At 66.8% G+C, this 25,188-nt stretch carries 23 protein-coding genes; 14 read left to right on the top strand and 9 right to left on the bottom strand.

Annotated elements, in window-relative coordinates; genetic code table 11:
* The first annotated feature begins 25 nt into the window (after positions 1–25).
* Positions 26–772, top strand: a complete 747-nt coding sequence (locus V5F84_RS14710) for an invasion associated locus B family protein (RefSeq protein WP_394043727.1) — start codon at positions 26–28, stop codon at positions 770–772.
* A 138-nt stretch (positions 773–910) separates the two neighbouring features.
* Complete coding sequence (locus V5F84_RS14705; protein WP_509277115.1) at positions 911–1,852, top strand: IS481 family transposase; 942 nt, start codon at positions 911–913, stop codon at positions 1,850–1,852.
* Positions 1,853–1,972: 120 nt separating this feature from the next.
* Here the strand turns inward: V5F84_RS14705 and hspQ are convergent, their stop codons facing one another.
* Together hspQ and V5F84_RS14695 are read right to left on the bottom strand one after the other, a co-directional pair.
* The gene (hspQ, locus tag V5F84_RS14700; protein WP_394046317.1) at positions 1,973–2,296 is read right to left on the bottom strand and encodes a heat shock protein HspQ; all 324 of its coding nucleotides are present in this window, start codon (positions 2,294–2,296) and stop codon (positions 1,973–1,975) included.
* A 158-nt stretch (positions 2,297–2,454) separates the two neighbouring features.
* Positions 2,455–3,495 carry an HpcH/HpaI aldolase/citrate lyase family protein gene (locus tag V5F84_RS14695; protein WP_394046311.1) on the bottom strand — a complete coding sequence of 347 codons (1,041 nt, stop codon included), beginning with the start codon at positions 3,493–3,495 and terminating at the stop codon, positions 2,455–2,457.
* A 168-nt stretch (positions 3,496–3,663) separates the two neighbouring features.
* Between V5F84_RS14695 and V5F84_RS14690 the strand changes: the two genes are divergently transcribed.
* Positions 3,664–4,623 carry an AEC family transporter gene (locus tag V5F84_RS14690; RefSeq protein WP_394046309.1) on the top strand — a complete coding sequence of 320 codons (960 nt, stop codon included), beginning with the start codon at positions 3,664–3,666 and terminating at the stop codon, positions 4,621–4,623.
* A gap of 8 nt (positions 4,624–4,631) precedes the next feature.
* On the opposite strand, the gene V5F84_RS14685 is transcribed toward V5F84_RS14690, so the two are convergent.
* Positions 4,632–5,810 (bottom strand): UbiH/UbiF family hydroxylase, encoded by a 1,179-nt coding sequence (locus tag V5F84_RS14685; protein ID WP_394046307.1) that lies wholly within the window; start codon positions 5,808–5,810, stop codon positions 4,632–4,634.
* A 183-nt stretch (positions 5,811–5,993) separates the two neighbouring features.
* Between V5F84_RS14685 and V5F84_RS14680 the strand changes: the two genes are divergently transcribed.
* The 8 genes from V5F84_RS14680 to recO all read left to right on the top strand — a co-directional run bounded on the left by V5F84_RS14680 (position 5,994) and on the right by recO (position 13,898).
* On the top strand, positions 5,994–6,968 hold the full coding sequence (locus tag V5F84_RS14680) for a quinone oxidoreductase family protein (protein WP_394046305.1): 975 nt from the start codon (positions 5,994–5,996) through the stop codon (positions 6,966–6,968).
* Positions 6,969–7,099: 131 nt separating this feature from the next.
* Positions 7,100–9,316 (top strand): RelA/SpoT family protein, encoded by a 2,217-nt coding sequence (locus V5F84_RS14675; RefSeq protein WP_394046303.1) that lies wholly within the window; start codon positions 7,100–7,102, stop codon positions 9,314–9,316.
* A 13-nt stretch (positions 9,317–9,329) separates the two neighbouring features.
* On the top strand, positions 9,330–10,103 hold the full coding sequence (locus V5F84_RS14670) for a pyridoxine 5'-phosphate synthase (protein ID WP_394046301.1): 774 nt from the start codon (positions 9,330–9,332) through the stop codon (positions 10,101–10,103).
* The gene (gene acpS / locus V5F84_RS14665) at positions 10,100–10,516 is read left to right on the top strand and encodes a holo-ACP synthase (protein WP_394046299.1); all 417 of its coding nucleotides are present in this window, start codon (positions 10,100–10,102) and stop codon (positions 10,514–10,516) included. Before V5F84_RS14670 ends, acpS begins: the two co-directional genes overlap by 4 nt.
* A gap of 227 nt (positions 10,517–10,743) precedes the next feature.
* Entirely contained in the window at positions 10,744–11,496 is a 753-nt protein-coding gene (lepB, locus tag V5F84_RS14660) for a signal peptidase I (RefSeq protein WP_394046297.1), read from the top strand.
* Positions 11,493–12,203 (top strand): ribonuclease III, encoded by a 711-nt coding sequence (gene rnc / locus V5F84_RS14655; protein ID WP_394046295.1) that lies wholly within the window; start codon positions 11,493–11,495, stop codon positions 12,201–12,203. Before lepB ends, rnc begins: the two co-directional genes overlap by 4 nt.
* On the top strand, positions 12,200–13,135 hold the full coding sequence (gene era, locus V5F84_RS14650; RefSeq protein ID WP_394046293.1) for a GTPase Era: 936 nt from the start codon (positions 12,200–12,202) through the stop codon (positions 13,133–13,135). The genes rnc and era overlap by 4 nt, the downstream gene beginning before the upstream one ends.
* A gap of 7 nt (positions 13,136–13,142) precedes the next feature.
* The gene (gene recO, locus V5F84_RS14645) at positions 13,143–13,898 is read left to right on the top strand and encodes a DNA repair protein RecO (RefSeq protein WP_394046291.1); all 756 of its coding nucleotides are present in this window, start codon (positions 13,143–13,145) and stop codon (positions 13,896–13,898) included.
* On the opposite strand, the gene V5F84_RS14640 is transcribed toward recO, so the two are convergent.
* The gene (locus V5F84_RS14640) at positions 13,892–14,155 is read right to left on the bottom strand and encodes a hypothetical protein (protein ID WP_394046289.1); all 264 of its coding nucleotides are present in this window, start codon (positions 14,153–14,155) and stop codon (positions 13,892–13,894) included. The genes recO and V5F84_RS14640 overlap by 7 nt on opposite strands.
* 282 nt (positions 14,156–14,437) lie before the next feature.
* On the opposite strand from V5F84_RS14640, the gene parC reads away from it, so the two are divergent.
* Together parC and V5F84_RS14630 are read left to right on the top strand one after the other, a co-directional pair.
* Entirely contained in the window at positions 14,438–16,678 is a 2,241-nt protein-coding gene (parC, locus tag V5F84_RS14635) for a DNA topoisomerase IV subunit A (protein ID WP_394046287.1), read from the top strand.
* Between the two features lie 4 nt (positions 16,679–16,682).
* Positions 16,683–18,446: a chloride channel protein gene (locus V5F84_RS14630; RefSeq protein WP_394046285.1), complete on the top strand. Its 1,764-nt coding sequence runs from the start codon at positions 16,683–16,685 to the stop codon at positions 18,444–18,446.
* Between the two features lie 3 nt (positions 18,447–18,449).
* Here V5F84_RS14630 and V5F84_RS14625 read toward each other — a convergent pair whose 3' ends face one another.
* The 3 genes from V5F84_RS14625 to V5F84_RS14615 all read right to left on the bottom strand — a co-directional run bounded on the left by V5F84_RS14625 (position 18,450) and on the right by V5F84_RS14615 (position 20,605).
* Positions 18,450–19,157 (bottom strand): MarC family protein, encoded by a 708-nt coding sequence (locus tag V5F84_RS14625; RefSeq protein ID WP_394046283.1) that lies wholly within the window; start codon positions 19,155–19,157, stop codon positions 18,450–18,452.
* Positions 19,158–19,245: 88 nt separating this feature from the next.
* Entirely contained in the window at positions 19,246–19,995 is a 750-nt protein-coding gene (locus V5F84_RS14620; protein ID WP_394046281.1) for an arginyltransferase, read from the bottom strand.
* A gap of 82 nt (positions 19,996–20,077) precedes the next feature.
* Positions 20,078–20,605 (bottom strand): RDD family protein, encoded by a 528-nt coding sequence (locus V5F84_RS14615; RefSeq protein ID WP_394046279.1) that lies wholly within the window; start codon positions 20,603–20,605, stop codon positions 20,078–20,080.
* A gap of 238 nt (positions 20,606–20,843) precedes the next feature.
* Between V5F84_RS14615 and ggt the strand changes: the two genes are divergently transcribed.
* Entirely contained in the window at positions 20,844–22,613 is a 1,770-nt protein-coding gene (ggt, locus tag V5F84_RS14610; RefSeq protein ID WP_394046277.1) for a gamma-glutamyltransferase, read from the top strand.
* A gap of 73 nt (positions 22,614–22,686) precedes the next feature.
* Here the strand turns inward: ggt and V5F84_RS14605 are convergent, their stop codons facing one another.
* Together V5F84_RS14605 and hemB are read right to left on the bottom strand one after the other, a co-directional pair.
* Positions 22,687–23,946, bottom strand: coding sequence for a threonine ammonia-lyase (locus V5F84_RS14605; protein ID WP_394046275.1), 1,260 nt, complete (start codon positions 23,944–23,946; stop codon positions 22,687–22,689).
* Between the two features lie 176 nt (positions 23,947–24,122).
* Complete coding sequence (gene hemB / locus V5F84_RS14600; protein WP_394046273.1) at positions 24,123–25,169, bottom strand: porphobilinogen synthase; 1,047 nt, start codon at positions 25,167–25,169, stop codon at positions 24,123–24,125.
* Between the last annotated feature and the right edge of the window lie 19 nt (positions 25,170–25,188).

Below are 25,188 nucleotides of genomic sequence, written 5' to 3'. Positions count from 1 at the left end.
CGCGACAGGGAATTTTTGAAATATGATGAAAGCGAAAATTTTGCGCCGTGTTGGCGGCCTTGCCGCAATGGCGCTGACCCTCGGCGTCGCCGGCGGCGCGTTCGCGCAGACGCAACCCGCAAAGCCCGCCAAGCCGGCTGCCCCCGCGCAGGCCGCGCCCCAGGGCCAGCCCCAGGCGCAGGGCGGCGCGCCGGCCTCGGTCGCGGTTCCCGGTATCAACACGCCCTGGACCAAGGTTTGCGGCAACGACCAGCAGGCCAACAAGCAGATCTGCATGACCACCCAGGACTTCACGGCCGAAACCGGCCAGCCGCTGGCCTCCGCGGCCATCCGCGAAGTTCAGGGCGATCCGAACATGAAGTTCATCGTGTCCGTTCCGATCGGCATGATGGTTCAGCCCGGAACCCGCGTGATCATCGACCAGCAGCCGCCCCTGGCGCTGAAGTATGAGATCTGCTTCCCGAACGGCTGCTTTGCCTCCATGGACGTGAACGCCGAGTTCGTGTCCAAGCTGAAGAAGTCCCAGACGATCACCATCCAGGCCCTTCAGATGGGCGGTCGCACGCTGAACTTCCAACTGCCGGCCAAGGACTTCGCCAAGGCTTACGACGGCCCGGCCTCGGATCCCAACGTGGTTGCCGCCGAGCGCCAGAAGCTCGCCGAGGAACTCCAGAAGCTCGCCCAGAAGAAGCTTGAAGAGCGCGGTGGCCAGCCCGGGCAGGCGGCGCCCGCCGCTGCACCGGCCGCCCCCGCAGCTCCCGCCGGCAAGTGATTTTGCGAGCGTGATCTTGCGAGGGTGAGCTTGCGCCAGCGCGCGGCCTAGGTGTCGAAGCTATGAAGGTTGTTCATCCGGAGCTTGGCTGAGAAGCTGGGGTTGCGAGCCAACCAACCCTGAGCCGGAGCTTCCCGGATGAACGTTCATAAGAATGCCCGGCTGACACCGTCGGGTCGAGCCCTGCTTGTGGATCGGATAGAGACGGGCTGGCGCGTACGGTCGGCGGCGGCCGCTGCTGGTGTATCGGTGCGAACGGCCTACAAGTGGCTGGGCCGGCATCGGCGAGGGGGCGCGGGCCGGCATTGTGACCGCAGCTCGGCGCCCCGCCGATGTCCCCGTGCCACGCCGGCAGGGCGGGTGGCCGAGATCGAGCGGCTCCGGCGCCAGCGCATGAGCGGCCCCCAGATCGCAGCCTTGCTCGGCATGGCGCGCTCCACGGTTGGGGCGGTCCTGCGGCGCTTGGGACTGGGCCGGCTCTCGGCGCTGGACCCCAAACCTGTGGTCGTCCGCTACGAGAAGGCGGCGCCCGGCGAACTTATCCACATGGACATCAAGAGCCTGGGCCGGATCGATGGGATCGGCCACCGCATCACCGGCCAGCATGCGGGCCATCACCGGGCCCGGGGGATCGGCTACGAACACCTGCACGTCGCCGTCGATGACGCCTCGCGCCTGGCCTATGTCGAGCTGCTGCCGAGCCTGGGGCGCGAGGATGCCACCGGCTTCCTGCGGCGGGCCCTGGCCTGGTATGCCCGCCACGGCATCACCGTCCAGCGGGTGATGACCGACAACGGCTCGGCCTATCGCTCCAGGCTATTCGCCGATGCCTTGCGGGACGCCGGCGCCCGTCACGTCCGCACCCGCCCCTACACCCCGCGCACTAACGGCAAGGCCGAGCGCTTCATCCAGACATCCCTGCGCGAGTGGGCCTACGCCAGGCCCTATTGCTCCTCAAGGGAACGGGCGGCCGCCGCCCACACCTGGGCAGACACCTACAATCTCTCCAGACCCCACACCGCTCTCGGCGGACTGCCACCTTGGAAAAGGCTGAACAACCTTCTTGGAAACGACACCTAGGTCTGGTGGAAAAGGAAACGGCGCGCCACGGGGCGCGCCGTTTTCGTTTCGGCGAGGTTTGGGTGTCTGCCCAGCGGTGATTGCGTGGTCGCCGCCTTGGGCCGCGCGCGGTCCGGCCGCTCAATTCAGAAGATCGCGGCGCATGCGCCAGCCGCCTTCGCCGTCCTCGGTCAATGCCTCCGCCACCCGTGGGTGACGCACCGGCTCGCCGGAGTGATCGGCTTCGAGATTTTGCTCGGAGACATAGGCGACGTACTCGTTCTCCGCATTCTCCGCGAGCAGATGATAGAAGGGCTGGTCCTTGCGCGGCCGGATCTCCTCGGGAATCGCCTGCCACCATTCCTCGGTATTGTCGAACACCGGGTCCACGTCGAACACCACGCCCCGGAAGGGGAAGTGCTTGTGGCGCACCACCTCGCCGATGCGGAACTTGGCGAGGCGCATGGTGTCGGGTGCAGGTGTCGCGAACGCGTCACCCGCCTTACCGATGTCGCGAGTCATCATCGCCTTGTCGGCGCGCGAAGGGGAGATGGTGCGCTCCCGGGGTTTTGGATCGCGTGGCATGTGACTCTTACCCTTTCAACCTTTCCGGCCCTTCTCGTCTAGAGGCCGTAAACCTTTGCCATTTCGGCATCTTTTTCCGACACGAGCTTGGCCAGGTCGACGATGACCTTGGCCTGCTTCCAGGTGGCGTCGTCCTGCATCTTCCCGTCGATCATCACCGCGCCCGCCCCATCGGGCATGGCTTCGAGGATCTTCAGGGCGAAGGCGACCTCACCAGGATCGGGACTATAAACCTTCTTCGCAATGGCAATCTGTGTCGGATGCAAGGACCATGCACCGACGCATCCCTGAAGAAAGGCGTTGCGGAACTGGCTTTCGCATGCGGCCAGATCGGCAAAATCACCGAACGGCCCATAGAAGGGCTTAATGGCATTGGCCGCGCATGCGTCCACCATCTTGCCTACGGTATAGTGCCAAAGATCCTGCTGATAGCCTGCGCGGGGCTTGTCGCCGTCGGGATCGGCCAGGACCTGATAGTCCGGATGCCCGCCGCCGACGCGGGTGGTCTTCATGGCGCGGGAGGCGGCAAGGTCCGCCGGGCCGAGGCTCATGCCGTGCATGCGGGGCGAAGAGGCGGCGATCTCCTCCACATTCTTCACGCCCTCGGCGGTCTCCAGAATGGCGTGGATGAGGATCGGCTTGCCGATGGCGTGCTTGGCTTCGAGCTGGGCGAGGAGCTGGTCGAGATAGGCGATGTCCCAGGCGCCGTCGACCTTGGGCAGCATGATGACGTCGAGCTTGTTGCCGATGGCGCCGACCACCTCGACGATGTCGTCCAGCGCCCAAGGGCTGTTCAGCGCATTGATGCGCGTCCACAGGCCGGTGGAGCCGAAATCCACATTGCGCGCCATTTCGATGAAGCCGGAGCGCGCCGCCTCCTTCGCATCGATGGGAATGGCGTCTTCCAGATTGCCGAGGACCACGTCCACCTGCTTGGCAAGGTCGGGCACCTTGGCGCGCATCTTCTCCATGTGCGGCGGCACGAAATGAATCATCCGCTCCAGCCGCACCGGCAGCTCCCGATAGGGCGCGGGGGCGCCGATGGCGAGCGGCTTGAAGAAATTGCGCGGCAGTTTCATGCGGGATCCCCCAGACAGTGCGCCTTCAGCATGACCATGGCCACGGCACGCGGCAAGCCCCCAGATGCGCTGCAACATGCCGCTGGGTTGCCGTCCGTCGCTGCTGCACCGTTTGACCTGCGACGCTAAAGCCGCTAGCAGGCGGCTCCCTTCCGCAGTGCACAATTCATGTCGGACCTCTTCGGCCTCGCCTTTCCCTTTTTCGGCCTGATCTTCCTGGGCTATGCGTGCGGGCGCTTCGTGCGCTTGCCGGAGGAGGGGCTCGCCTGGCTGTCCTTCTTCATCATCTATATCGCCCTGCCGGCGCTGTTCTATCGCATCGTGGCGCAGACCCCGTTTGCCCAGCTCATCAATCCGGGCTTCATCCTGGCGGTGGTGGTCTCGACCTCCTTCTGCGCGCTGCTCGCCTTGATCCTTGCCCTGTGGCTGCGGGGCGGCAATGTCGGGGAAGCCGCGATCGCGACGACGGTCGGCGCTTATGCCAATGTCGGCTACATGGGTCCCGGCCTGACGCTTGCGGCGCTGGGGCAGGACGCCGCCACCCCGGCGGCGCTCATCTTCGCCTGCGACAGCCTCTTTTTCTTCACCCTGGTGCCCCTGCTGATGGGGGTGCACGGCCGCAGTGAGAGCGTGCTCCACACGCTCGCCGGCGTGCTGAAGCGGGTGGTCACCCATCCGTTCAACGTGGCGACCCTGCTCGGCATCGTTTCCGCCGCGTTCGAGTTCCGCGCTCCGGGGGCGGTGGAACGCATGCTGGATTTCCTGAAGAATGCCGCCGCGCCCTGCGCCTTGTTCACGCTCGGCGTGACGGTGGCGCTGCGGCCGCTCGGCCGGGTGCCGCGCGAGCTTGCGCCTTTGCTTGTGCTCAAACTTCTGGTTCACCCCCTGGTCGCGCTGATGGCGCTGACCACGCTCGGCGTGTTCTCGCCCACCTGGGTGAAGACCGGCGTGCTGATGGCCTCCCTGCCGCCGGCGCTCAATGCCTTCGTGCTAGCGCGGCAGTACAAGGTCTATGTGGAGGAGGCCTCGGCGAGCGTCCTCCTCGGCACCGTTCTCTCGGTGGTGACGGTGACGGGCGTGCTCTATCTGATCCAGCAGAACCTTCTGCCGCTGCACATGATCCGCTGAGCCTGGCCTCAGGCGGCGCGGGCGCCGATGCCGAGCCGCATCAGGCCGCGCCGCAGCGGGCCGATGCGATCGAGAAGATACAGCCCGAACCCGCGCACGCCCTGGATCGGCACGAGGTCCGACAGCAGCGAGCGGTTGAGCAGATCCACCGCGGCCATGCGGCCGCTCACATCGTTGCGCCGCTCGCGGGCATAGCGTTCCAGCACCGCCGCGCTGCCTGCATCGCCGCCCTGCGCCACCGCTTCGCTCGCCAGCGTCACCAAAGTCGCGGCGTCGCGCAGGCCGAGGTTGAGCCCCTGCGCGCCGATGGGTGGCATGACATGAGCCGCCTCGCCCATCAGGGCGACGCGCGGGGCCGTCACGCTCTCCGCCGTTTCGGCGGCAAGCGGATAGGTGCCGCGTCCGCTTTCCACCTCGAACGCGCCGAGCAGGGAAAAGGCCCGCCGCTCCATCTCGCGCGCGAAGGCGTCTGCGTCCAACCCGAGCAGGTCCACCGCCTCGCGCTCGCTGACGACGCACACGATGGAGGAGCGGTTGCCGGAGAGCGGCACCAGGGTGAAAGGACCGTGCTCCATGTGGAATTCGGTGGAAATATCGTCGTGCGGCCGGGTGTGGCGCACCGTCATCGTGAGGGCGACCTGGGGATAGGCCCGGCGCCGCATGGCGATGCCCACCGCCTCCCGCACCCGCGAATTGCGCCCGTCGGCGGCGATCACGAGGCGGGCGCAGAGGGTTGCGCCGGTATCCAGCGCGAGATGGGCCGCGTTATCCTCGCAGGCCAGATCATCGAGCGAGGCCGCGAAGAGGTCGAGGCCGGGCATCGCCTCGCACAGGGCGCGCAGCGCGCCGCGCAGCGCCTCGTTTTCGAGATTATAGCCGAAGGCCTCGAGCCCGATCTCGCTGGAGCGGAACAGCACCTCGGGGGCGCGCACCAGCCGGCGCGTGCCGTCCACGATCCGCAGGTCGCGCAACGGCGTCGCCTGGGGCGCCAGATCGTCCCAGGCGCCGAATTCGGTGAGGATTCGCACCGAGCCTTCCAGCAGGGCGGTGGTGCGATGGTCCTGGCCGCGCTCCGGCCCGGTGACGAGCGCGGTGCGCAGGCCCTTGCGGGCCATGCCGAGGGCGGCGGCAAGGCCGGCGGGCCCGGCACCGATCACCGCAACGTCATAGGGCATCGACTGAGACATCTGGGCTTCCCGGCGGTGTTGATCTTCCTGATGTTCATTTTATCGGCACGCCGCCGGCCTGTCGCGCGCCCTGTCGTCTCAGGCCGATAATGGCGCAAGGTCGGCGCTTTCGGCGGCGCGCGGCTTGCCGCCAGCCGGCGAGTGCCTATCATCCGGGCAAACTCGAATGCTGGGAGCGGCAAAATGGTGGGCATCGTGCGCGTGCACCGGACCGGCGGTCCGGAAGTTCTCAGTTTCGAGGACGTGGAGATCGCGCCTCCCGGGCCGGGCGAGGTGAGGATTCGCCACACCGCCATCGGCCTCAATTTCGTCGACACCTATTATCGGACCGGCCTCTACAAGGCGCCGCAGATGCCGTTCACGCCCGGCAGCGAGGGGGCGGGCGTCGTTGAGGCCGTGGGGCCGCACGTGAACGATTTCCACGCCGGAGATCGGGTCGCCTATGCCACCGCGCTCGGCGCCTATGCGGAGGTGCGCAACGTGCCGGCCACGGCTCTGGTGCATCTGCCCGCCTCCATCGACGACCGCACGGCGGCGGCGATGATGCTGAAGGGCATGACCGCGCAATATCTCGTGCGCCGCACCTTCGAGGTGAAGCAGGGCGATACGGTGCTGATCCAGGCCGCGGCCGGCGGGGTGGGGCTCATCCTCTCGCAATGGGCAAGCTTCCTCGGCGCGACCGTCATCGGCACCGTGGGGTCGAAGGAAAAGGCGGAACTGGCGCTCGCCAACGGCGTCGATCACGTCATCCTCTATCGCGACGAGGATTTCGTGCACCGGGTGAAGGAGATCACCAACGGCAAGCTGTGCGACGTGGTCTATGACGGGGTCGGGCAATCGACCTATCCCGCATCGCTCGACTGCATCAAGCCGCGCGGTCTCTGGGTGAGCTTCGGCAATGCGTCCGGCGCCATCAAGAATTTCGATCTGCTCACCCTGTCGCAAAAGGGCTCGCTTTATGCGACCCGTCCGACCCTCGCCACCCATGTCGCAACCCGCGCGGATCTTCTGGCCACGGCGAACGATCTGTTCGAGGCCGTGATCAAGGGGGCGGTGAAGATTCCCGTCCACCAGACCTATGCCCTGAGGGACGCGCAGACCGCCCATCGGGACCTGGAATCGCGCGGGACCACCGGATCGACCCTGCTTCTTCCTTGAGGACATTCATAAATTTACCTTGCGCCCCGGTTCAGCCTTGCGCCGGGGCGCGGCGTCCATGATATGGTTTGGAATGTCTCAAACGGGGCGGCGTCCCGCTGCTCCCCCCTGCTTCGACGGTCCGTTGCGCCATGATGCGCCAATACGAACTCGTCGAGCGTGTGCGCCGGTATAATCCCAACACCGACGAAGCATTGCTCGACCGCGCCTATGTCTACGCCATGCGGGCGCACGGCACGCAGCTTCGCGCCTCGGGCGATCCCTATTTTTCCCATCCGCTCGAAGTCGCGGCGATCCTGACCGACTTGAAGCTGGACGACGCGACCATTATCGCCGCGCTCCTGCACGATACGATCGAGGATACGGGCGCCACCAAGGCCGAGATCGAGCGCCTGTTCGGCACCCAGATCGCGACTTTGGTGGAGGGCCTCACCAAGATCAAGAAGCTGGATCTGGTCTCCAAGCAGGCCAAGCAGGCGGAAAACCTGCGCAAGCTGCTGCTCGCCATCGCCGATGACGTGCGGGTGCTGCTGGTGAAGCTCGCGGACCGCCTGCACAATATGCGCACGCTCAAATGGGTGCCGCAGGAAAAGCGCGACCGCGTCGCCCAGGAGACGCTGGACATCTACGCCCCGCTTGCCGCCCGCATGGGCATGCAGGACATGCGCGAGGAACTGGAGGACCTGTCCTTCCGCCAGCTTTCGCCGGAAGCCTATGCCTCGATCGCCGCCCGCGTGTCCGAGCTGCGCGAGCGCAACGGCCTGCTGGTGGAGGAGATCGAGCGCGAGCTCCAGGCCGAGCTGGCGCGGCGCGAGATCAAGGCCGATGTGAAGGGGCGCGAGAAGCGGCCCTATTCCATCTGGGGAAAGATGGAGCGCAAGGCCATCGGCTTCGAGCAATTGTCGGACCTGTACGGCTTCCGGGTCATCGTCGAGACGGTGGAAGACACCTACCGCGCGCTCGGCGTCGTGCACACGAAATGGCCCATCGTCCCCGGCCGCTTCAAGGATTATATCTCCACCCCCAAGCCGAACGACTACCGCTCGCTCCACACCACGGTCATCGGCCCGCGCCGCCAGCGCGTGGAATTGCAGATCCGCACCCGCGACATGGACGATATCGCGGAATATGGCATCGCGGCCCATGCGCTCTACAAGGATGCCTCCGGCGAGCAGGTGGCGATGCTCTCCAACGAGAGCCGCGCCTATGCCTGGTTGCGCAAGACCATCGAGAACCTCGCCCAGGGCCTGAGCCCGGAAGAATTCCTGGAACACACCAAGCTCGAACTGTTCCACGACCAGGTGTTCTGCTTCACCCCCAAGGGGCGGCTGATCGCGCTGCCGCGCCGCGCGACGCCCATCGACTTCGCCTATGCGGTGCACACCGACGTGGGCAACACCGCCGTCGGCTGCAAGATCAACGGCACCGTCGCGCCGCTGGTGTCCGAGCTGAAGAATGGCGACGAGGTGGAGATCATCACCTCCAAGGCGCAAACGCCGCCCGGCGCATGGGAAACCATCGCCGTCACCGGCAAGGCCCGCGCTGCGGTGCGTCGGGCGACGCGGGCGGCGGTGCGGGCGCAGTATGCGGGCCTCGGACGCAAGATCGCCGAGCGTGCGTTCTCCAAGGCGGGCAAGGCGTTTTCCGACGACTCGCTCTCCAAGGCCCTGCCGCGCCTCGCCCGCATGGCGCTGGACGATGTGTTCTCCGCCGTGGGCCGCGGCGAGATCAAGACCGACGATCTGATCCGCGCCGTCTATCCCGACTGGAGCGCGGTTCGCCCGGACGAGCGCACCTCCGCCGAGAAGGCGCCGAAGGGAGAAGGCTGGTTCGAGCTGAAGCGGGGGCAGAACCTCAAGTTCAAGATTCCCGACGGCCCCGAGGAAGCGCTGGTGGGCCCCATCCCCATTCGCGGCATCAACGGCGAACTTCCGGTGCGCTTCGCGCCCAATGGCGGGGCGGTGCCGGGCGATCGGATCGTCGGCATTCTGACGCCGGGGGAGGGCATCACCATCTATCCCATCCAGTCGCCGGCGTTGCAGAATTTCGAGGACGCGCCCGAGCGCTGGCTGGACGTGCGCTGGGACGTGGACGAATTGAGCGATGGCCGCTTTCCGGCGCAGATCGTCGTCACGGCGGTGAACGAGCCGGGATCGCTTGCCCAGGTGGCGACCGTCATCGGCTCGCGGAACGGCAATATTCAGGGCATCAACATGCGCTCGCGCTCGCCGGACTTCACCGAGCTGGTGATTGACCTGGAGGTGTTCGACCTGCGGCACCTCAACGGCATTCTTTCCGAATTGCGGTCGAAGCCGGTGGTATCCAGCGCGGAGCGCGTCAACGGCTGAGGAGTTGAGAGAAATGAAGGGTGTGCGTCCGGTGCGGCTCGGGGTGAATGTCGATCATGTGGCGACGGTGCGGAATGCCCGCGGCGGCAGCCATCCCGATCCGGTGCGCGCGGCGGCGCTCGCCTTTGCCGCCGGCGCCGACGGCATCACCGCCCATCTGCGCGAGGATCGTCGCCATATCCGCGATGCCGACATGGCGCGGCTGAAGGCGGAAATTGCCCTGCCGCTGAATTTCGAGATGGCGGCCACCGACGAGATGGTGGAAATCGCGCTGAAGACGGCGCCCCATGCCTGTTGCCTGGTGCCCGAAAAGCGCGAGGAACGCACCACCGAGGGCGGCCTCGACGCGGCCGGGCAGGCGGGTGACCTCGGCCCGAAAATCGCCGCCCTGAAGGCCGGCGGCATTCGTATCTCCCTGTTCGTCGCGCCCGATCCGGTGCAGATCGACGCCGCCCGCGCCCTCAACGTCGACATCGTCGAATTGCACACCGGCACCTGGTGCGATCTGCGCGCGGCGGGCAGGGATGCGCAGGCCGAGGACGAGTTCGCCCGCCTCGCCGCCGCCGCCGTTCAGGCCGCGGATCTCGGCCTTGAGGTCCATGGTGGCCACGGGCTGGACTATGTGACCGCCCAACAGATGGCGCGCTTGCCCCAGGTGGTGGAACTCAACATCGGCCATTACATCATGGGGGAGGCCGTGTTTCACGGGCTCGAAAGCGTGATCCGGCGGATGCGCGACGCGATCGCCCGAGGCCGCACGCATCTGCGAACGGAGCAGGCCGCATGATTTTAGGCATGGGCTCGGATTTTACCGACGCACGGCGCATCGCGCGCTCGATCGAGCGGTTCGGCGACCGCTTCCTGGATCGCGTGTTTACGCCGCTTGAGCGCGCGAAGGCGGACCGGCGCGTGCGCCGCGCGGAGACCTATGCGAAACGGTTCGCCGCCAAGGAGGCTTGCGCCAAGGCCCTGGGCACCGGGCTGAGCCACGGCGTGTTCTGGCGCGACATGGGGGTGGTGAACCTGCCCACCGGCAAGCCGACCCTGGCGCTGACCGGAGGCGCCGCGGCCCGTCTCGCCGCCATGGTGCCGGAGGGTTACGAGCCGCGCATCGAACTGAGCCTGACGGACGAGGGGCCGCTGACGGCCGCCTATGTGATCATTAGCGCGGTACCGGCCGGCACGACCCTCCCTCGGTGAGGAAAGGCCGGCATTCCGCAGGGTGACATGGGTCTGCATCGACGATGCACGTTTACGCGATGCCCGCGCCCAGCGCATGGCGGCTGCGTTGCCGCCCGGAACCGAACGGTCTATAGCTGCCCGGCGCCGTGGGGAATTGCAGCCCCCGGCGTCCATGCGACCGCCTTCTGGGCAAAGTTTGCGGCACACCGTGTGCGCACGCGATATATCGGAATATCGGACCGTCTATGACCGCAGCCAGCGATTCCAAGAAGGAAGGCGGTTTCCTCGAAACCGTTAAGGTCATCATCCATGCGCTTTTGATCGCGCTGGTGATTCGCACGGTGCTCTTCCAACCCTTCAACATCCCCTCGGGATCCATGAAGGACACGCTGCTGATCGGCGATTATCTCTTCGTCTCGAAGTTCAGCTACGGCTATTCCCGATTTTCCATTCCGTTTTCGCCTAACCTGTTCTCCGGTCGCATCTTCGGAGCGGAGCCGACGCGCGGCGACGTGGTCGTGTTCAAGCTGCCGCGCGACAATGAAACCGACTATATCAAGCGCGTCGTCGGCTTGCCCGGCGATGCCATCCAGATGATCGACGGCGTGCTCAACATCAATGGTGTGCCGGTGAAGCGCGAACGCCTCTCGGACATTACCGAGGACGATGGCAGCGGACGGGTCGTGCCGGTCAAGCGGTGGAAGGAGACTTTGCCGAACGGCGTTTCCTATGAGACCCTCGATCTCGTGGACAATGGATTCTACGACAACACGCAGGTCTACAATGTGCCCGCCGGCCATTATTTCATGATGGGCGACAATCGCGACAACTCGGCCGATAGCCGCGTTCTCAGCCAGGTGGGCTATGTTCCGTTCGAGAACCTCATCGGCAAGGCGCAGTTGATCTTCTTCTCCATCGACGATCACGCGCAGGCCTGGCAGGTCTGGACGTGGCCCTGGTCGGTGCGGTGGTCACGCCTGTTCAGCATGGTCCGATGAACGGCGTCGGGTCAGACCTGTCCGCGCTCGAAGCCCATCTCGGCTATACGTTCGCGGATCACAGCTTCATCGAACTGGCCTTGACGCACATCAGCGTCGTCAAGGGGGATGCGCCGCGCGTGCGCTCCTACCAGCGGCTCGAGTTTCTCGGCGACCATGTGCTCGGCTCGATCGTGTCGCACATGCTTTATGCCGCTTTCCCGCAGGCGGAGGAGGGGGAACTCTCCCGCCGGCTCGCCGATCTCGTGCGCGAGGAAGCCTGCGCGGAAGTCGCCGAGGACATGAACATCGGCGCCTTCATCCGGCTCGGCAACGGCGAAACCCAGTCGGGCGCGCGCAGCCGCCGCACCATTCTCGCCGACGTGACGGAAGCGGTGGTCGCCGCGGTCTATCTTGATGGCGGTTACGAGGCTGCCCACGCCCTGGTGGAGCGCTTCTGGCGCGCGCGGCTGCTGGCCCCGCGTCGTCCGCTGCGCGATGCCAAGACGCATTTGCAGGAATGGGCGCAGGCGCGCGGCCTGCCGCCGCCCTCCTATCGCGACGTGGAGCGCAGCGGACCGGACCACGCACCGAGCTTTCGTGTGCGGGTCGAACTCCCTGGCCTTGCCTCCGCGGAAGCCATAGGATCATCCAAGCAGGCGGCGCAGAAGGCTGCGGCCGCGGCATTTCTCGCCCGCGAGGGCGTGCCCACCGGGAGCGAAGCATGAACGACGCGGTCACCCCGCCGAGCACGGCCGAGGGACAGACGCGCTGCGGTTTCGTCGCTCTCCTCGGCGCGCCCAACGCCGGAAAATCCACGCTGACCAACGCCTTGGTGGGAACCAAGGTCTCCATCGTCTCCCACAAGGTGCAGACGACCCGGGCGATCGTGCGCGGCATCGTGCTCGACGGGCCGGCGCAGATCATCCTGGTGGATACGCCCGGCATCTTCTCGCCCAAGCGGCGGCTGGAACGGGCCATGGTCTCCACCGCCTGGACCAGCGCCTCGGACGCCGATCTGGTGGCGCTGCTCGTGGATGCCAATCGCGGCGTCGATGCGGAGATCGAGGCGCTGCTGGAGCCTCTGAGCCAGGTGCGTCATCCGCGCGCGCTCATCATCAACAAGATCGACCTCGTGAAACGCGAGTCGCTGCTGGCTCTGGTCGCGGGGCTCACGGAGCGCCTGCCGTTCGAGAAGGTGTTCATGATTTCCGCGCTCAAGGGCGACGGGATCGAGGACATCAAGCACTGGTTCGCGCAGGCGATGCCCTATGGGCCATGGCTCTATCCCGAAGACCAGATCACCGATGCCCCCATGCGCATGCTGGCGGCGGAAGTGACGCGGGAAAAGCTGTTCCTGCGCCTGCACGACGAATTGCCCTACCGCTCCACCGTCGAGACCGATTCCTGGAAGGAATTGCGCGACGGTTCGGTGCGGATCGAGCAGACGATTTTCGTCGAGCGGGAAAGCCAGCGCAAAATCGTGCTCGGCAAGGCCGGCGCGGCCATCAAGGCGATCTCCACGGAAGCCCGCAAGGAAATCTCCGAGATCGTCGAAAGTCCGGTGCATCTGTTCCTGTTCGTGAAGGTGCGCGAGAATTGGGCCGACGATCCCGAGCGCTATCGCGAAATGGGCCTGGAATTCCCGCGGGGGGACTGACGCCGCCGTGGAATGGACCGACGAGGGCATCGTGATCGGCGTGCGGCGGCACGGGGAGAGCAGTGCCATCGTGGAATTGATGACGCGCCAGCACGGGCGACACCTCGGCTTGCTTCGCGGCGCCACATCGAAGCGCCAGGCGCCGCTCGTGCAGCCCGGGAACGTTATGCGCGCGGTCTGGCGTGCGCGGGTCGACGGGCAATTGGGGATCTACGCGCTCGAAGCGCTCACCGCGCGTACGGATCTGATGATCCGGGTGCCCCATGCGGCCTTCGGCATGAGCCATATGGCGAGCCTGCTGCATCTGCTGGCGGAGCGCGATCCCCATCCCGGCCTTTACGCGGTGCTCGCGGCGATCCTCGACGCCATCGAGGATCCGGAGTCAGCCGGGGTGCTTCTCGCGCGTTTCGAGCTGGCGATGCTGGCCGAACTGGGCTTCGGGCTGGAACTAGAGGCCTGCGCCGCCACGGGGGGGCGCAATGATTTGGTATACGTGTCGCCACGGACCGGGCGGGCGGTATCTGAGGGGGCGGGCGCGCCTTATGCGGAGCGGCTGCTGGCCTTGCCGAACTTCCTCGTCGGCGGTCCCGTTCCTCCGCCGCCGGAAGATCTGGACGCCGCCTATGCTCTGACGGGGTATTTTCTGACGCAGCGGATATTCGAGCCGCGCGGCATGAAATTGCCGGATGCGCGGGAGAGCTTTCTCTCGGCTGTGAAGAGGGAGGCCGCGAAGGCCTCCCCGTTCAGTCGATCACGTCAATAGGGACGGGGGCCGTAATAGCGGCCACGCGGCGGGCCAACCCACACATTGGTGCAGCGCGTGGTGACGATGCGACGACCATAGGCCCAGCGGGTCACCGGACGGCAGACGCGGCGCCAAGCCACCGACTCAGCCTGCACACCGCTTTCCGCGAGGCCGAGAGGCTTGGCGGGTGTCAGCGGCGTGGCGTTCGCGCCGCTCGCCAGCGAGACGAGTCCCAGTGCCGCCGCACCGCAGAAAGCAATCACGAGACGTTTCATATTCCGCTTCTCCTCTGAAGCTCCAAGTGACGCCGTTTCGGCGTATGGGCACAAGGTGAAACGCTCGGATGTCGGGGTTATGTTCCCGCTCATCACTTCAGATTAATTCGTGGTAACGAAAAACGTAACGTTGCCAACGTTTCTTGAACGCCCATTCACATAGATAAATCGAATCGGCCTATTTGTTCAGTCTTGCGGCGTCGGGGTGTTTCGGGTGTGACAAAGCTGTGCACGAAGACGCGCCGGCTTGTGCAGCGACGCAGGGCGCGCTAGTGCGATCTGATGGCTACCCGCACCCTTCCCCCCGCAGGCGATGGCAATATCGAGCCGGTCGAACTGAAGGCGGCGCTCGAAGAACGCTATCTGGCCTACGCCCTCTCCACCATCATGCACCGCGCGCTGCCGGATGCGCGCGACGGGCTGAAGCCGGTTCACCGCCGCATCCTCCATGCCATGCGATTGCTGAAGCTGGATCCGGAAGCCGGCTTCAAGAAATGCGCGCGCGTCGTCGGCGACGTGATCGGCAAGTTCCATCCGCACGGCGACCAGGCGGTCTATGACGCCCTCGTGCGCCTCGCGCAGGATTTCGCGCAGCGTTATCCGCTGGTGGACGGGCAGGGCAATTTCGGCAATGTGGACGGCGATAATGCCGCCGCCATGCGTTACACCGAGGCGCGCCTTACCGAGACCGCGCGCCTGCTGCTGGACGGCATCGACGACGACGCGGTGGACTTCCGCCCCACCTATGACGGGTCCGAGGAAGAACCGGTCGTCCTCCCCGCCGCCTTCCCGAATCTCTTGGCCAACGGCTCCCAGGGCATCGCGGTCGGCATGGCGACCTCGATCCCGCCCCACAATGCCGCCGAACTTCTGGATGCCGCGCTCTATCTGCTCGATCATCCCGACGCACCGGCTTCCGACCTTTTGCAATTCGTGCCCGGCCCGGATTTCCCCACCGGCGGCGTGCTGGTGGAGGATCCGGTCGGCGCGGCGGAAGCGTATGCCACCGGGCGCGGTTCGTTCCGCGTGCGGGCGCGCTGGCACAAGGAAGACACCGGCCGCGGCACCTATCTGGTGGTGGTGACGGAAATTCCCTATGGCGTGCCCAAATCGCGCCTGGTGGAGAAGATCGCCGAGCTGCTGACCGACAAGAAGCTGCCCCTGCTCGCCGACGTGCGGGACGAGAGCGCCGAGGACATCCGCTTGGTGCTGGAGCCGCGCACCCGCGCGGTGGACGCCGAAGTGCTGATGGCGAGCCTGTTTAAGCTCACCGAGCTTGAGGCCCGCGTCCCGCTCAACATGAACGTGCTGGTGCGGGGTCAAATTCCCAAGGTGTTGTCGCTGGCGGACGCCCTGCGCGAGTGGCTCGCCCACCGTCGCGACGTGCTGCTGCGCTCCTCGCGTCATCGCCTCGGCGAGATCGCGCACCGGCTGGAGGTGCTGGGCGGCTATCTGATCGCCTATCTCAACCTCGACGAGGTGATCCGCATCATCCGCGAGGAGGACGAGCCCAAGGTCTCGCTGATGTCCACGTTCGAACTCACGGACGTGCAGGCGGAAGCCATCCTCAACATGCGCCTGCGCTCCCTGCGCCGCCTGGAAGAGATGGAGATCCGCAAGGAGCACGACAAGCTGAGCAAGGAACAGGACCAGCTCAACAAGCTCGTGGGCTCCGAGCCGGCCCAGTGGAAGGCGATCGGCAAGCAGATCCGCGAGACCCACAAGCTTTATGGCCCGGATACCGCCATCGGCCGCCGGCGCACCAGCTTCGGCGTCGCGGCGGTGTTCGACGAGGATGCCTTCTCAGAGGCGCTGGTGGAGCGCGAGCCGGTCACCATCGTGGTCACACAGAAGGGCTGGATCCGCGCGCTGAAGGGCCATGTGGCCGATCTCTCCGGCCTTCAGTTCAAGGGTGACGACAGCCTCGCCCACGCCTTCTTCGCCGAGACCACTTCGCGCATCATGGTCTGGGCCACGAACGGCCGCTTCTACACGCTGGATGCCTCCAAGCTGCCGGGCGGGCGCGGCCATGGCGAGCCGATCCGCCTCATGATCGACCTGGAGCAGGAGGCGGAGATCGTCAGCGTCTTTGCCTATCAGGGCGGGCGCAAGATGCTGGTCTCCTCGCGCGAGGGGCGCGGCTTCCTGGTGGCGGAGGACGATTGCCTCGCCAATACCCGCAAGGGCAAGCAGGTGCTCTCCATGGACGCGCCGGACGTCGCCACCGCGGTCGTGCCCGCGGTGGGCGATTGGGTGGCGGTGATCGGCGACAATCGCAAGCTGCTGCTGTTCCCGCTGAGCCAGGTGCCGGAGATGGTGCGCGGACGGGGCGTGCGGCTGCAACGCTACCGCGAGGGGGGGCTTTCGGACATCAAGGTGTTCACCATCGCCGACGGCCTCACCTGGGAGGATACGTCCGGCCGCACCTGGACGGTGACCGAATTGCTGGAATGGCAGGGCGAACGGGCCTCCTCCGGCCGCCTGCCGCCCAAGGGATTTCCGCGCAACAATAAATTCGGCTGACGCGATGACGGAAGCGGCCCCTGGACACGCCTCCAGCGCCGCGATCAAGGCGCGCGTCGGCGCGGGGCATCCCGCGCGATGGCGCGAGGAACTGGGGTTCGTGGCGCTCGCGGCCATCGTCGGCATTCTCGCGGGTGCGACCGCCGTCGGCATCAGCTCCGGCGCCAAATGGATGCACCGCGTGCTGTTCGAGACCGGGGCGGACGGCATGCTTTCGCCGCTGCCGACGCTTTCCGCCGCCTATATGTATTTCATTCCCGCCCTCGGCGGGCTGGTGCTGGGCATCCTCGGCCTTTTCATCCGGCGCTGGCGGCCGCGCCCCATGGTGGATCCGATCGAGGCCAATGCACTTCACGGCGGGCGCATGTCGCTGCTCGACAGTGCGATTCTCTCGCTCCAGGTGATGCTCTGCAACGGCTTCGGCGCCTCGGTGGGCATGGAGGCGGGATATACCCAGGCCGGATCGGGCATGGCCTCCGCCATTGCCGGAAGGTTCCGCCTGAGCCGCAGCCAATGGCGCGTCCTGGTGGGATGCGGGGCGGCAGGCGGCATCGCCGCGGCGTTTCATGCGCCCCTCACGGGCGCCTTCTACGGCTTCGAGCTGGTCATCGGCGTCTATGCCATTCCCTCGGTCGCGCCGGTGATGACGGCGGCCCTCCTCGCCTTTCTCACGGCGCGGATGCTGGGGGCGACGCCGTTTCCCATCCTCGTGCCGCCCATTCCGGATCTAACGGCGGCGGATTACCCGCCCTTCATCCTGCTCGGGCTTGTGGGTGCCGGCGTTGCCATCGCCATCATGCGGCTGGTGACCTTGGTGGAGCAGGGTTTCGCCCGCAGCGGCGTGCCGGTGCCGTTGCGCCCGGTGATCGGGGGGCTGGGGGTCGGGGCACTGGCGCTCTACAGCCCGCAGATCCTGTCGAGCGGGGAAGGCGCGCTTCACATCCAGGTGGGCACCGGCGTGACGCTCTCGGTCCTGTGCGTATTCCTGCTGAAGATTTGCGCCTCGTCCCTGTCGCTGGGCTCGGGCTTTCGCGGCGGCCTGTTTCTGGCGGCGCTGTTCCTCGGCTCCATGATGGGAAAGCTGTTCGCTGCGGGAGCCGCGTTCCTCGGCGTGGCGGTCGATCCCGTGGTCTCGGCGGTGGTGGGCATGGCGGCGCTTGCTGTGGGCATCGTGGGCGGCCCCTTCACCATGACTTTCCTGACGCTGGAGACCACGGGCGACCTCGTCATCTCCGGGCTCGTCCTCTCCGCCGCCATCGCCTGTTCGCTCACCGTGCGCGAAACCTTCGGCTATTCCTTCTCCACCTGGCGCCTGCACCTGCGGGGCGAAAGCATCCGCGGCGCGCACGACGTCGGATGGCTGCGCGACCTGACGGTGGCGCGGCTGATGGAACAGGGGCTCTCCACCTTTCCCGCCAATGGGACGCAGGCCGACCTGCGAGCGACATTTCCGCTCGGCCAGGTCCGCTATGTGGCTCTGCTGGACGTGGACGGCCGATATGCGGGCATGGTGCGCGTGGCGCGGGTCTATTCCGCCGGGCGCGACGGCCCGATCGGCGATTTTGCCCAGCACCTCCATGACATGCTGCATCCGCAGATGAACGTCACCCATGCCCAGGCGGTGTTCCGTCACGCCGATGCCGAGCTGCTGGCGGTGGTGGACCCCGAAACCGGCCGCGTGCTCGGCCAGTTGCATGAGGTGGAGGCGCTGCGCCGCTATGCGCAGGAAGTGGAGGCCGCCCGCCGCGACCTCTCCGGCGGGGAGTGAGCCTCAGGTTCCCAGCGGCTTGGCGGCCTGGTGGGGAAGGGGCAGGCTGCTCAGCAATTCGCTGGCCCCGGTCCACATGATCTGAAGGCCGATGCACAGGAGCACGAAGGCGAACAGGCGCACCAGGATGTTGGTGCCGTTCGGCCCGAGGACGCGCTCGATGTCGCCGGCATAGCGATAGGCCAGCAGGATCGTGGCGGCGATGGCTATCAGCCCCAGCAGCGCGGCGCCGACTTCGATCACCAGCATCTCGTAGGAGAAGAAATTGTTCTCCGAGACCTGGCTGCCCAGAGCGATGGCGGTCGCGATCGAGCCGGGGCCCACGGTCAGTGGCATGGTGAGGGGATAGAAGGACTGCTCCTCGATGCGCATGAGGTCCACGTCCTCGGAGGAGGTGTGGTCGGTGGCGCGGTCGGCGGTGGTATTGCCCTGATGCAGGATCTGCCAGCCGACGAACGCCACGACCATGCCGCCGCCCACGCGCACCACCGGCAGGCTGATGCCGAAGAAGGTGAGGATGTGCGAGCCCAGAACCATGGAGCACAGCAGCAGGACGAAGCCGTAGGTGGCGATCTTGCGGGCGATCATCGCCCGCGTCTCCTTCGGGGCGCCGCGCGTGAACTGATAGAAGATGGGCGCGCCGCCCAGAGGATTCACCACCGGGAACAGGGCGGCGAACACCGCAAGAAAAACATTGATGAACTGGCTCACTCAAACGCCTCCCACGGCGACCCCACCGCAAGCCGTTTGCGGCTTTCCACGCGGGTTTGCAAGATAGCCGGCGCAGGCTTGCGGAGGTTCAAGCTTCGACCCGCTCCCAGCCCTGCGGGGAAAGCCGCTCCTGCGGCAGGAAGCGGCGCTTGTAGTCCATCTTGCGCGAGCCGTTCACCCAATAGCCGAGATAGACATAGGGCAGGCCCATCGCCCGCGCCTTGGCGATGTGATCGAGAATGAGGAACGTGCCGAGCGAGCGGTCGGGGATATTGGGGTTGTAGAAGGAATAGACCATGGACAGCCCGTCGCTGAGCACATCGGTCAGCGCCACCGCGAACAGATCGCCGATGCCCCGCCCGTTGATGCGCGTGTCCGGACCAAGCTTGCGATATTCCACGAGGCGGGACTGCACATGGGTGTCCTCCACCATCATGGCATAGTCCAGCACGCTCATGTCGGCCATGCCGCCCGAGCCGTGGCGGGTGCTCACATAGGAGCGGAACAGCGCATATTGCTCGGAGGTGGGCACGGTCTCCCGCAGGGTCCCGCCGATGTCGGCATTGGCGGCGCGCACGCGGCGGAAGCTGCGGCCTTCCTTGAACTCGTCCACGCAGATGCGCACGGAAACGCAAGCGCGGCACCCCTCGCACGCCGGGCGATAGGCGATCGACTGGCTGCGACGGAATCCGCCCTGGGTGAGCACGTCGTTGAGCGTGGTCGCGCGCTCGCCCACAAGGTGCGTGAACACCTTCCGCTCCTCCTTGCCCGGCAGATAGGGGCAGGGCGAGGGTGCGGTCAGATAAAATTGGGGTGTGTCACGCGGATGCTCGGTCACGACACTCAGGCCTCGAATTTTGTGAGCATCGCTCCCAGGGTCGAGTCGGTCAAAAGAATTTGCGCGCCCTGCCTTGCGAAATTTAGCTGCGGCGCAGCAGGGCGGCGCGCGATTCGGTATTCACCACCACCGCACCCACAAGAAAATCGTGCAGCAGCCGGCGGCGATCATTGAACAGCGCCACCAACAGAACGAACGGGGTGAACACGCTCACCGAAACCCAGAACGCGACCGCATGCACGCCGCCCAGCACGGCATAGGCCGGCGCGCCGTACCAGGTGCGCATTTCCAGCTCCATCAGCCGCATGCCGAGCGTGGCCGAGGCGGGCGAGCCGAGGGTCAGCGCATTGTAGCAGATGGCCCAGATGACGAATGCCGGCCCCAGCAGGGGAAACAGCATCCATCCGAGGCTCAAGGTGAAGATGCCGAACACGAAGATGAAGACGGCCAGCAGCACGATCGGGCCGATGATCATCGTCGCGTCCACGGCGAAGGCCACGAGGCGACGCGAAAGCACGCCCTCGAAATATTCCGGCTGGGTGACCGGGTCGAAGGCATGTGGACGCGCGGAATCCGAATAGGGACGGCTGTCGCCGGGCGTGTATGTCATCTCATTTCGCTCCATGCGCATTAAAGTGGTGCGCCTCACCTTGGGGCGCAAGAACCGGGCCGGCGGAGCGCGGCTTGCCGGCTGCGCCACACGCCGGCTGTGGCGCGTCCGGTTGCAGGTCGCGCGTTGGATGCTTGCCGCGGATTGTGGCAAACCCGCTCGTGCCGCCATGCCGTCGCCCATGTGGCATCGGACAAGGGCGGGGCACGCGTGATCTTATCTCAGGACCGGATTGCCCATGGATGTTTTTGCCGCCGCCGGCCGTGCCGCCTTGCTCGCGCTTCTCCTTCTCGGCCCGGCCGGCAAAGCCCTCGCCATCTCCCCCCGTCCGGTCGAGGGGCAGGGCGGCATGGTGGTGAGCGAGCAGGCCATCGCCGCCAAGGTGGGCGCGGACATCCTGCGGCGCGGCGGAAATGCGGTGGATGCGGCGGTGGCTGTCGGCTACGTGCTGGCGGTGGTGCATCCCTGCTGCGGCAATCTCGGCGGCGGCGGCTACATGGTGGTGCGGCGCGCCGATGGCACCGCGACCTTCATCGATTTCCGCGAAGCGGCGCCGGGAAACGCCAGTGCCGGCATGTTCCTGGATGGCGCGGGCAATCTGGTCCCCGGTGCCAGCCTGAAGGGCTGGCGCGCCGTGGCCGTGCCGGGTTCCGTGCTGGGCCTCGATACCGCGCTGGAGCGCTTCGGCACCATGTCGCGTCCCCAGGTGATGGCGCCGGCCATTGCCTTGGCGCGGGAAGGCTATGTGCTGTCCTCAGGCGACGCGGCGATCCTCGCCACAGGAACGGAGGATTTCCGCGCCGACCCCACGCTTGCGGAAATCTTCCTCAAGGACGGAGCGGCGCTCAAGGCCGGCGACCGGCTGGTGCAGCATGATCTTGCCTCGACCCTCGCGGCGATCGCGGCCGGTGGTCCCGCCGCCTTCTACCAGGGCGACAGCGCCCAGCGGATCGTTGCCGCCAGCGCGGCGGGCGGAGGCCTGCTGAGCGCGCAGGATTTCGCCCGGTATGCGGTGCGTGTGGGGGAGCCGTTGCGCTGTACCTATCGCGGCTACGAGATTCTCACCGCAGCGCCCTCCAGCGCGGGGGGCGTGGCGATCTGCGAAATCCTGAACATCCTGGAGGGCTATGCGCTGTCCTCGTCCGGTGCGGGCGGCGCGGAAACGGTGCATGTCATGGCCGAGGCGATGCGGCAGGCCTTCATCGACCGCAATTCCGCGCTCATCGATCCCGCGTTCGGAACCAATCCCTTGGAGCGACTGCTGTCCAAGGATTATGCGGTGGCGATCCGGGCGCGCATCGATCCCGAGCGGGCGGCCCCTTCCACCTTGGACGATTCCTCCTCCGCGCCCCATGAAGGCACCGAGACGACCCATTATTCGGTGGCCGATGCGGCTGGGAATACGGTCGCTGTGACCTATTCCCTGAACGCCTATTTCGGCGCGCGGGTGATGGCGCCGGGCACCGGAGTGTTCCTGAACGACACCATGGACGATTTCACCACGAAGCCGGGCACGGCGAATGCGTTCGGCCTCGTCCAGGGCGCGCGCAACGTGATCGCGCCGGGCAAGCGGCCGCTCAGCTCCATGAGCCCGACCATCGTGGTGCACGAGGGCAAGCCCTTTCTCGTCCTCGGCTCGCCGGGGGGATCGCGGATCATTTCCTCCGTGGTGCAGACGCTGGTGAATGTGATCGACCACGGCATGACGCTTCAGGAAGCGGTGGATGCGCCGCGCATTCACCATCAATGGCTACCGGACGTGTTGTTCGCCGAACCCTATGCCCTCTCCCCCGACACCATCCGCCTGCTCGCGGAAAAGGGCCACAAGGTCGTGGTGCAGCGTCCCTGGAGCGCGGTGGAGGCGATCCAATTCCTGGACGCGGGACCCGCCCCGGCGCAGCAGCCGGCCTTCGGCGCGGATACGCTGCGGCTCTGGAAGCCGCGACCCGGCACCCTCTACGGCGCCAACGACAATCGCCGGCCGGCCGGGGCCGCCGAGGCGCCGTGATGGGCGGCGTGGCGCGGGCGAGGGGCAACAGCGCGTGGTTCGTCGAGCGCGCGCCGCGTTCAGGCGCGGTTGCTCACCACTCGGTGCCGCCGGCAGCGAGCCGCTCCACCGGCAGGCCCTCGGCCTCCAGCGCGCGCTGGATTTTTTCCGCATGCAGCGCATCGCGGGTTTCCACCGTCAGGTCGAGCCGCGTGCCCTTGGCCGGCACGTCCAGGAACGTGCGGCGGTGGTGCACTTCCAGGATGTTGGCGCCGAGCTGGCCCAGCCGCGTGGTGATCATGCCGAGCATGCCGGGTCGGTCCAATATGGTGAGGCGGAACGAGACGATGCGGTGCTCGCGCTCCAGCTCGCGCACAAGGATGCTGGCCAACACCCGCGGGTCGATATTGCCGCCGGACAGCATCAGGCCCACGGTCTTGCCCTTGAAGCGCTCCGGCTGCGCCAGCATGGCGGCGAGGCCGGCCGCGCCGGCGCCTTCCGCGAGCACCTTCTGGTGGGTCAGCAATGCGTTGACCGCCTGTTCCAGTGTGGTTTCCTCGACCAGAACGATCTCCGCGACGAGATCGCGGATGATCTGCGTGGTCATCTGTCCGACATTGCGCACCGCGATGCCCTCGGCGAGGGTGGGGCCGCCGCAGGGGCGCGCGTGGCCGTTCAGGGCGGACCACATGGCGGGATAGAGCGCCGCTTCCACGCCCACCACTTCGGTGTCCGGCGAAAGGCCCTTCACGGCGAGCGCCACGCCGGCGATCAAACCGCCGCCGCCGACCGGAATGATCAGCGCATCGAACTTCGGCCCGTCCTCGATCATCTCGAGGCCGATGGAGCCCTGACCGGCGATCACGTCCTTGTCCTCATACGGATGGACGAACACGCGGCCTTCCTCCGCCGCGATGCGCAGGGCTTCCTGCTCGGCATCGCCCACGCCCTCGCCGTGCAACACCACGCGCGCGCCGAACGCCTCGGTGGCGGCCACCTTCACATGGGGCGTGCTCTCGGGCATCACGATGGTGGTGGAGATGCCGAGCCGCGTGCCGTGATAGGCCACCGCCTGGGCATGGTTGCCCGCGGACATGGCGATGACGCCGCGCCGCGCTTCCTCGGGCGTAAGGCGGGCGAGCTTCACCACCGCGCCGCGTTCCTTGAACGAGGCGGTCGTCTGGAAGGTCTCGTACTTCACCCACACATCCGCGCCGGTGAGCGCGGAGAGGCGCGGGGCCCGCAGGGTCGGGGTCCGCACCACCGCGGCTTCCACGATGCTTCGCGCCGCCAGGAGATCTGCCAGGGTGACGGGGAGGGGCGGAAGATCGGTGGAAAGCGCGTCGACGCGCATGGGCAGTCCTCGGGAGCGGGCAAACGGAGCGCAGGCAATGCGCCCAAAGCTCGGAATTGTCATCCGCCGAGAGCCGCGCCAGCCGATTGCGCGCGGCGACGCCAAGGCGGGTATGGCTCAGCCTTCCAGGGCAGCGCCTCCCGTCGCGGCGGAAGCTTGTGCGCGCACGGCCCGGTTCAGCGGCCGGCGGCGAGGCGCTCCGCCATGCGCGGGGCGAAATAGGTGAGGATGCCGTCCGCGCCTGCGCGCTTGAACGCCATCAGGCTTTCCTCGACCACGCGCTCGCCGTCGAGCCAGCCATTGCGGATCGCGCCCTCGATCATCGCGTATTCGCCGGACACCTGATAGGCGAAGGTCGGCAGGCCGAACGCTTCCTTCAAGCGGTAGACGATGTCGAGATACGGCAGCCCGGGCTTCACCATGAGCATGTCCGCGCCCTCGTCCACGTCGAGCGCGGCTTCCCGCAGCGCCTCGGCACCATTGGCGGGGTCCATCTGATAGGTGCGCTTGTCGCCGGTGAGGGTTTTCGCGGTGCCGATGGCGTCGCGGAACGGGCCGTAGAAGGCCGAGGCATATTTCGCGGCGTAGGACATGATCTGCACGTCCTCGAAGCCGGCCTTGTCCAGTCCCGCGCGGATGGCGCCCACGCGCCCGTCCATCATGTCCGATGGGGCGATCACGTCGGCGCCCGCCTGGGCCTGTACGATCGCCTGGTGCACCAGGACGGCGACCGTCTCGTCGTTCAGGATGCGCTCGCCCTCCAGCAGGCCGTCATGGCCGTGGCTGGTGTAGGGATCCAGCGCCACGTCCGTGATGAGGCCGATGTCCGGCACCTCGGCCTTGATGGCGCGCAGGGCGCGGCACACCAGATTCTGCTCGTTCAGCGCCTCGCTGCCGGTGGGATCACGCAAGGTGGGCTCGGTATAGGGAAACAGGGCGATGGCAGGAATGCCCAGCCTGGCGGCGCTCTCGGCCGCCCGCACGATCTCGTCCACCGACAGGCGGTCCACGCCCGGCATGGAGGCGATGGGCGCGCGCGTCGCCGTGCCTTCCACCACGAACACCGGCCAGATCAGATCATCGACGGTGAGCGTGTTTTCCCGCACCAGCCGCCGCGCCCAGCCCGATTTGCGGTTGCGTCGCGGACGCTGCACGAGATCGAGGCTTTCGGCGCCCGGACCGGCGGGCAGGGCGGAGGGGAAGCGGGCAACGGGAGAGGACATGGACGGGCACTCGCAATGG

This window comes from Roseixanthobacter liquoris (assembly GCF_043195135.2).
Taxonomy (GTDB): Bacteria; Pseudomonadota; Alphaproteobacteria; order Rhizobiales; family Xanthobacteraceae; genus NCEH01.
This window is presented reverse-complemented; position numbering and strand designations above follow the sequence as displayed.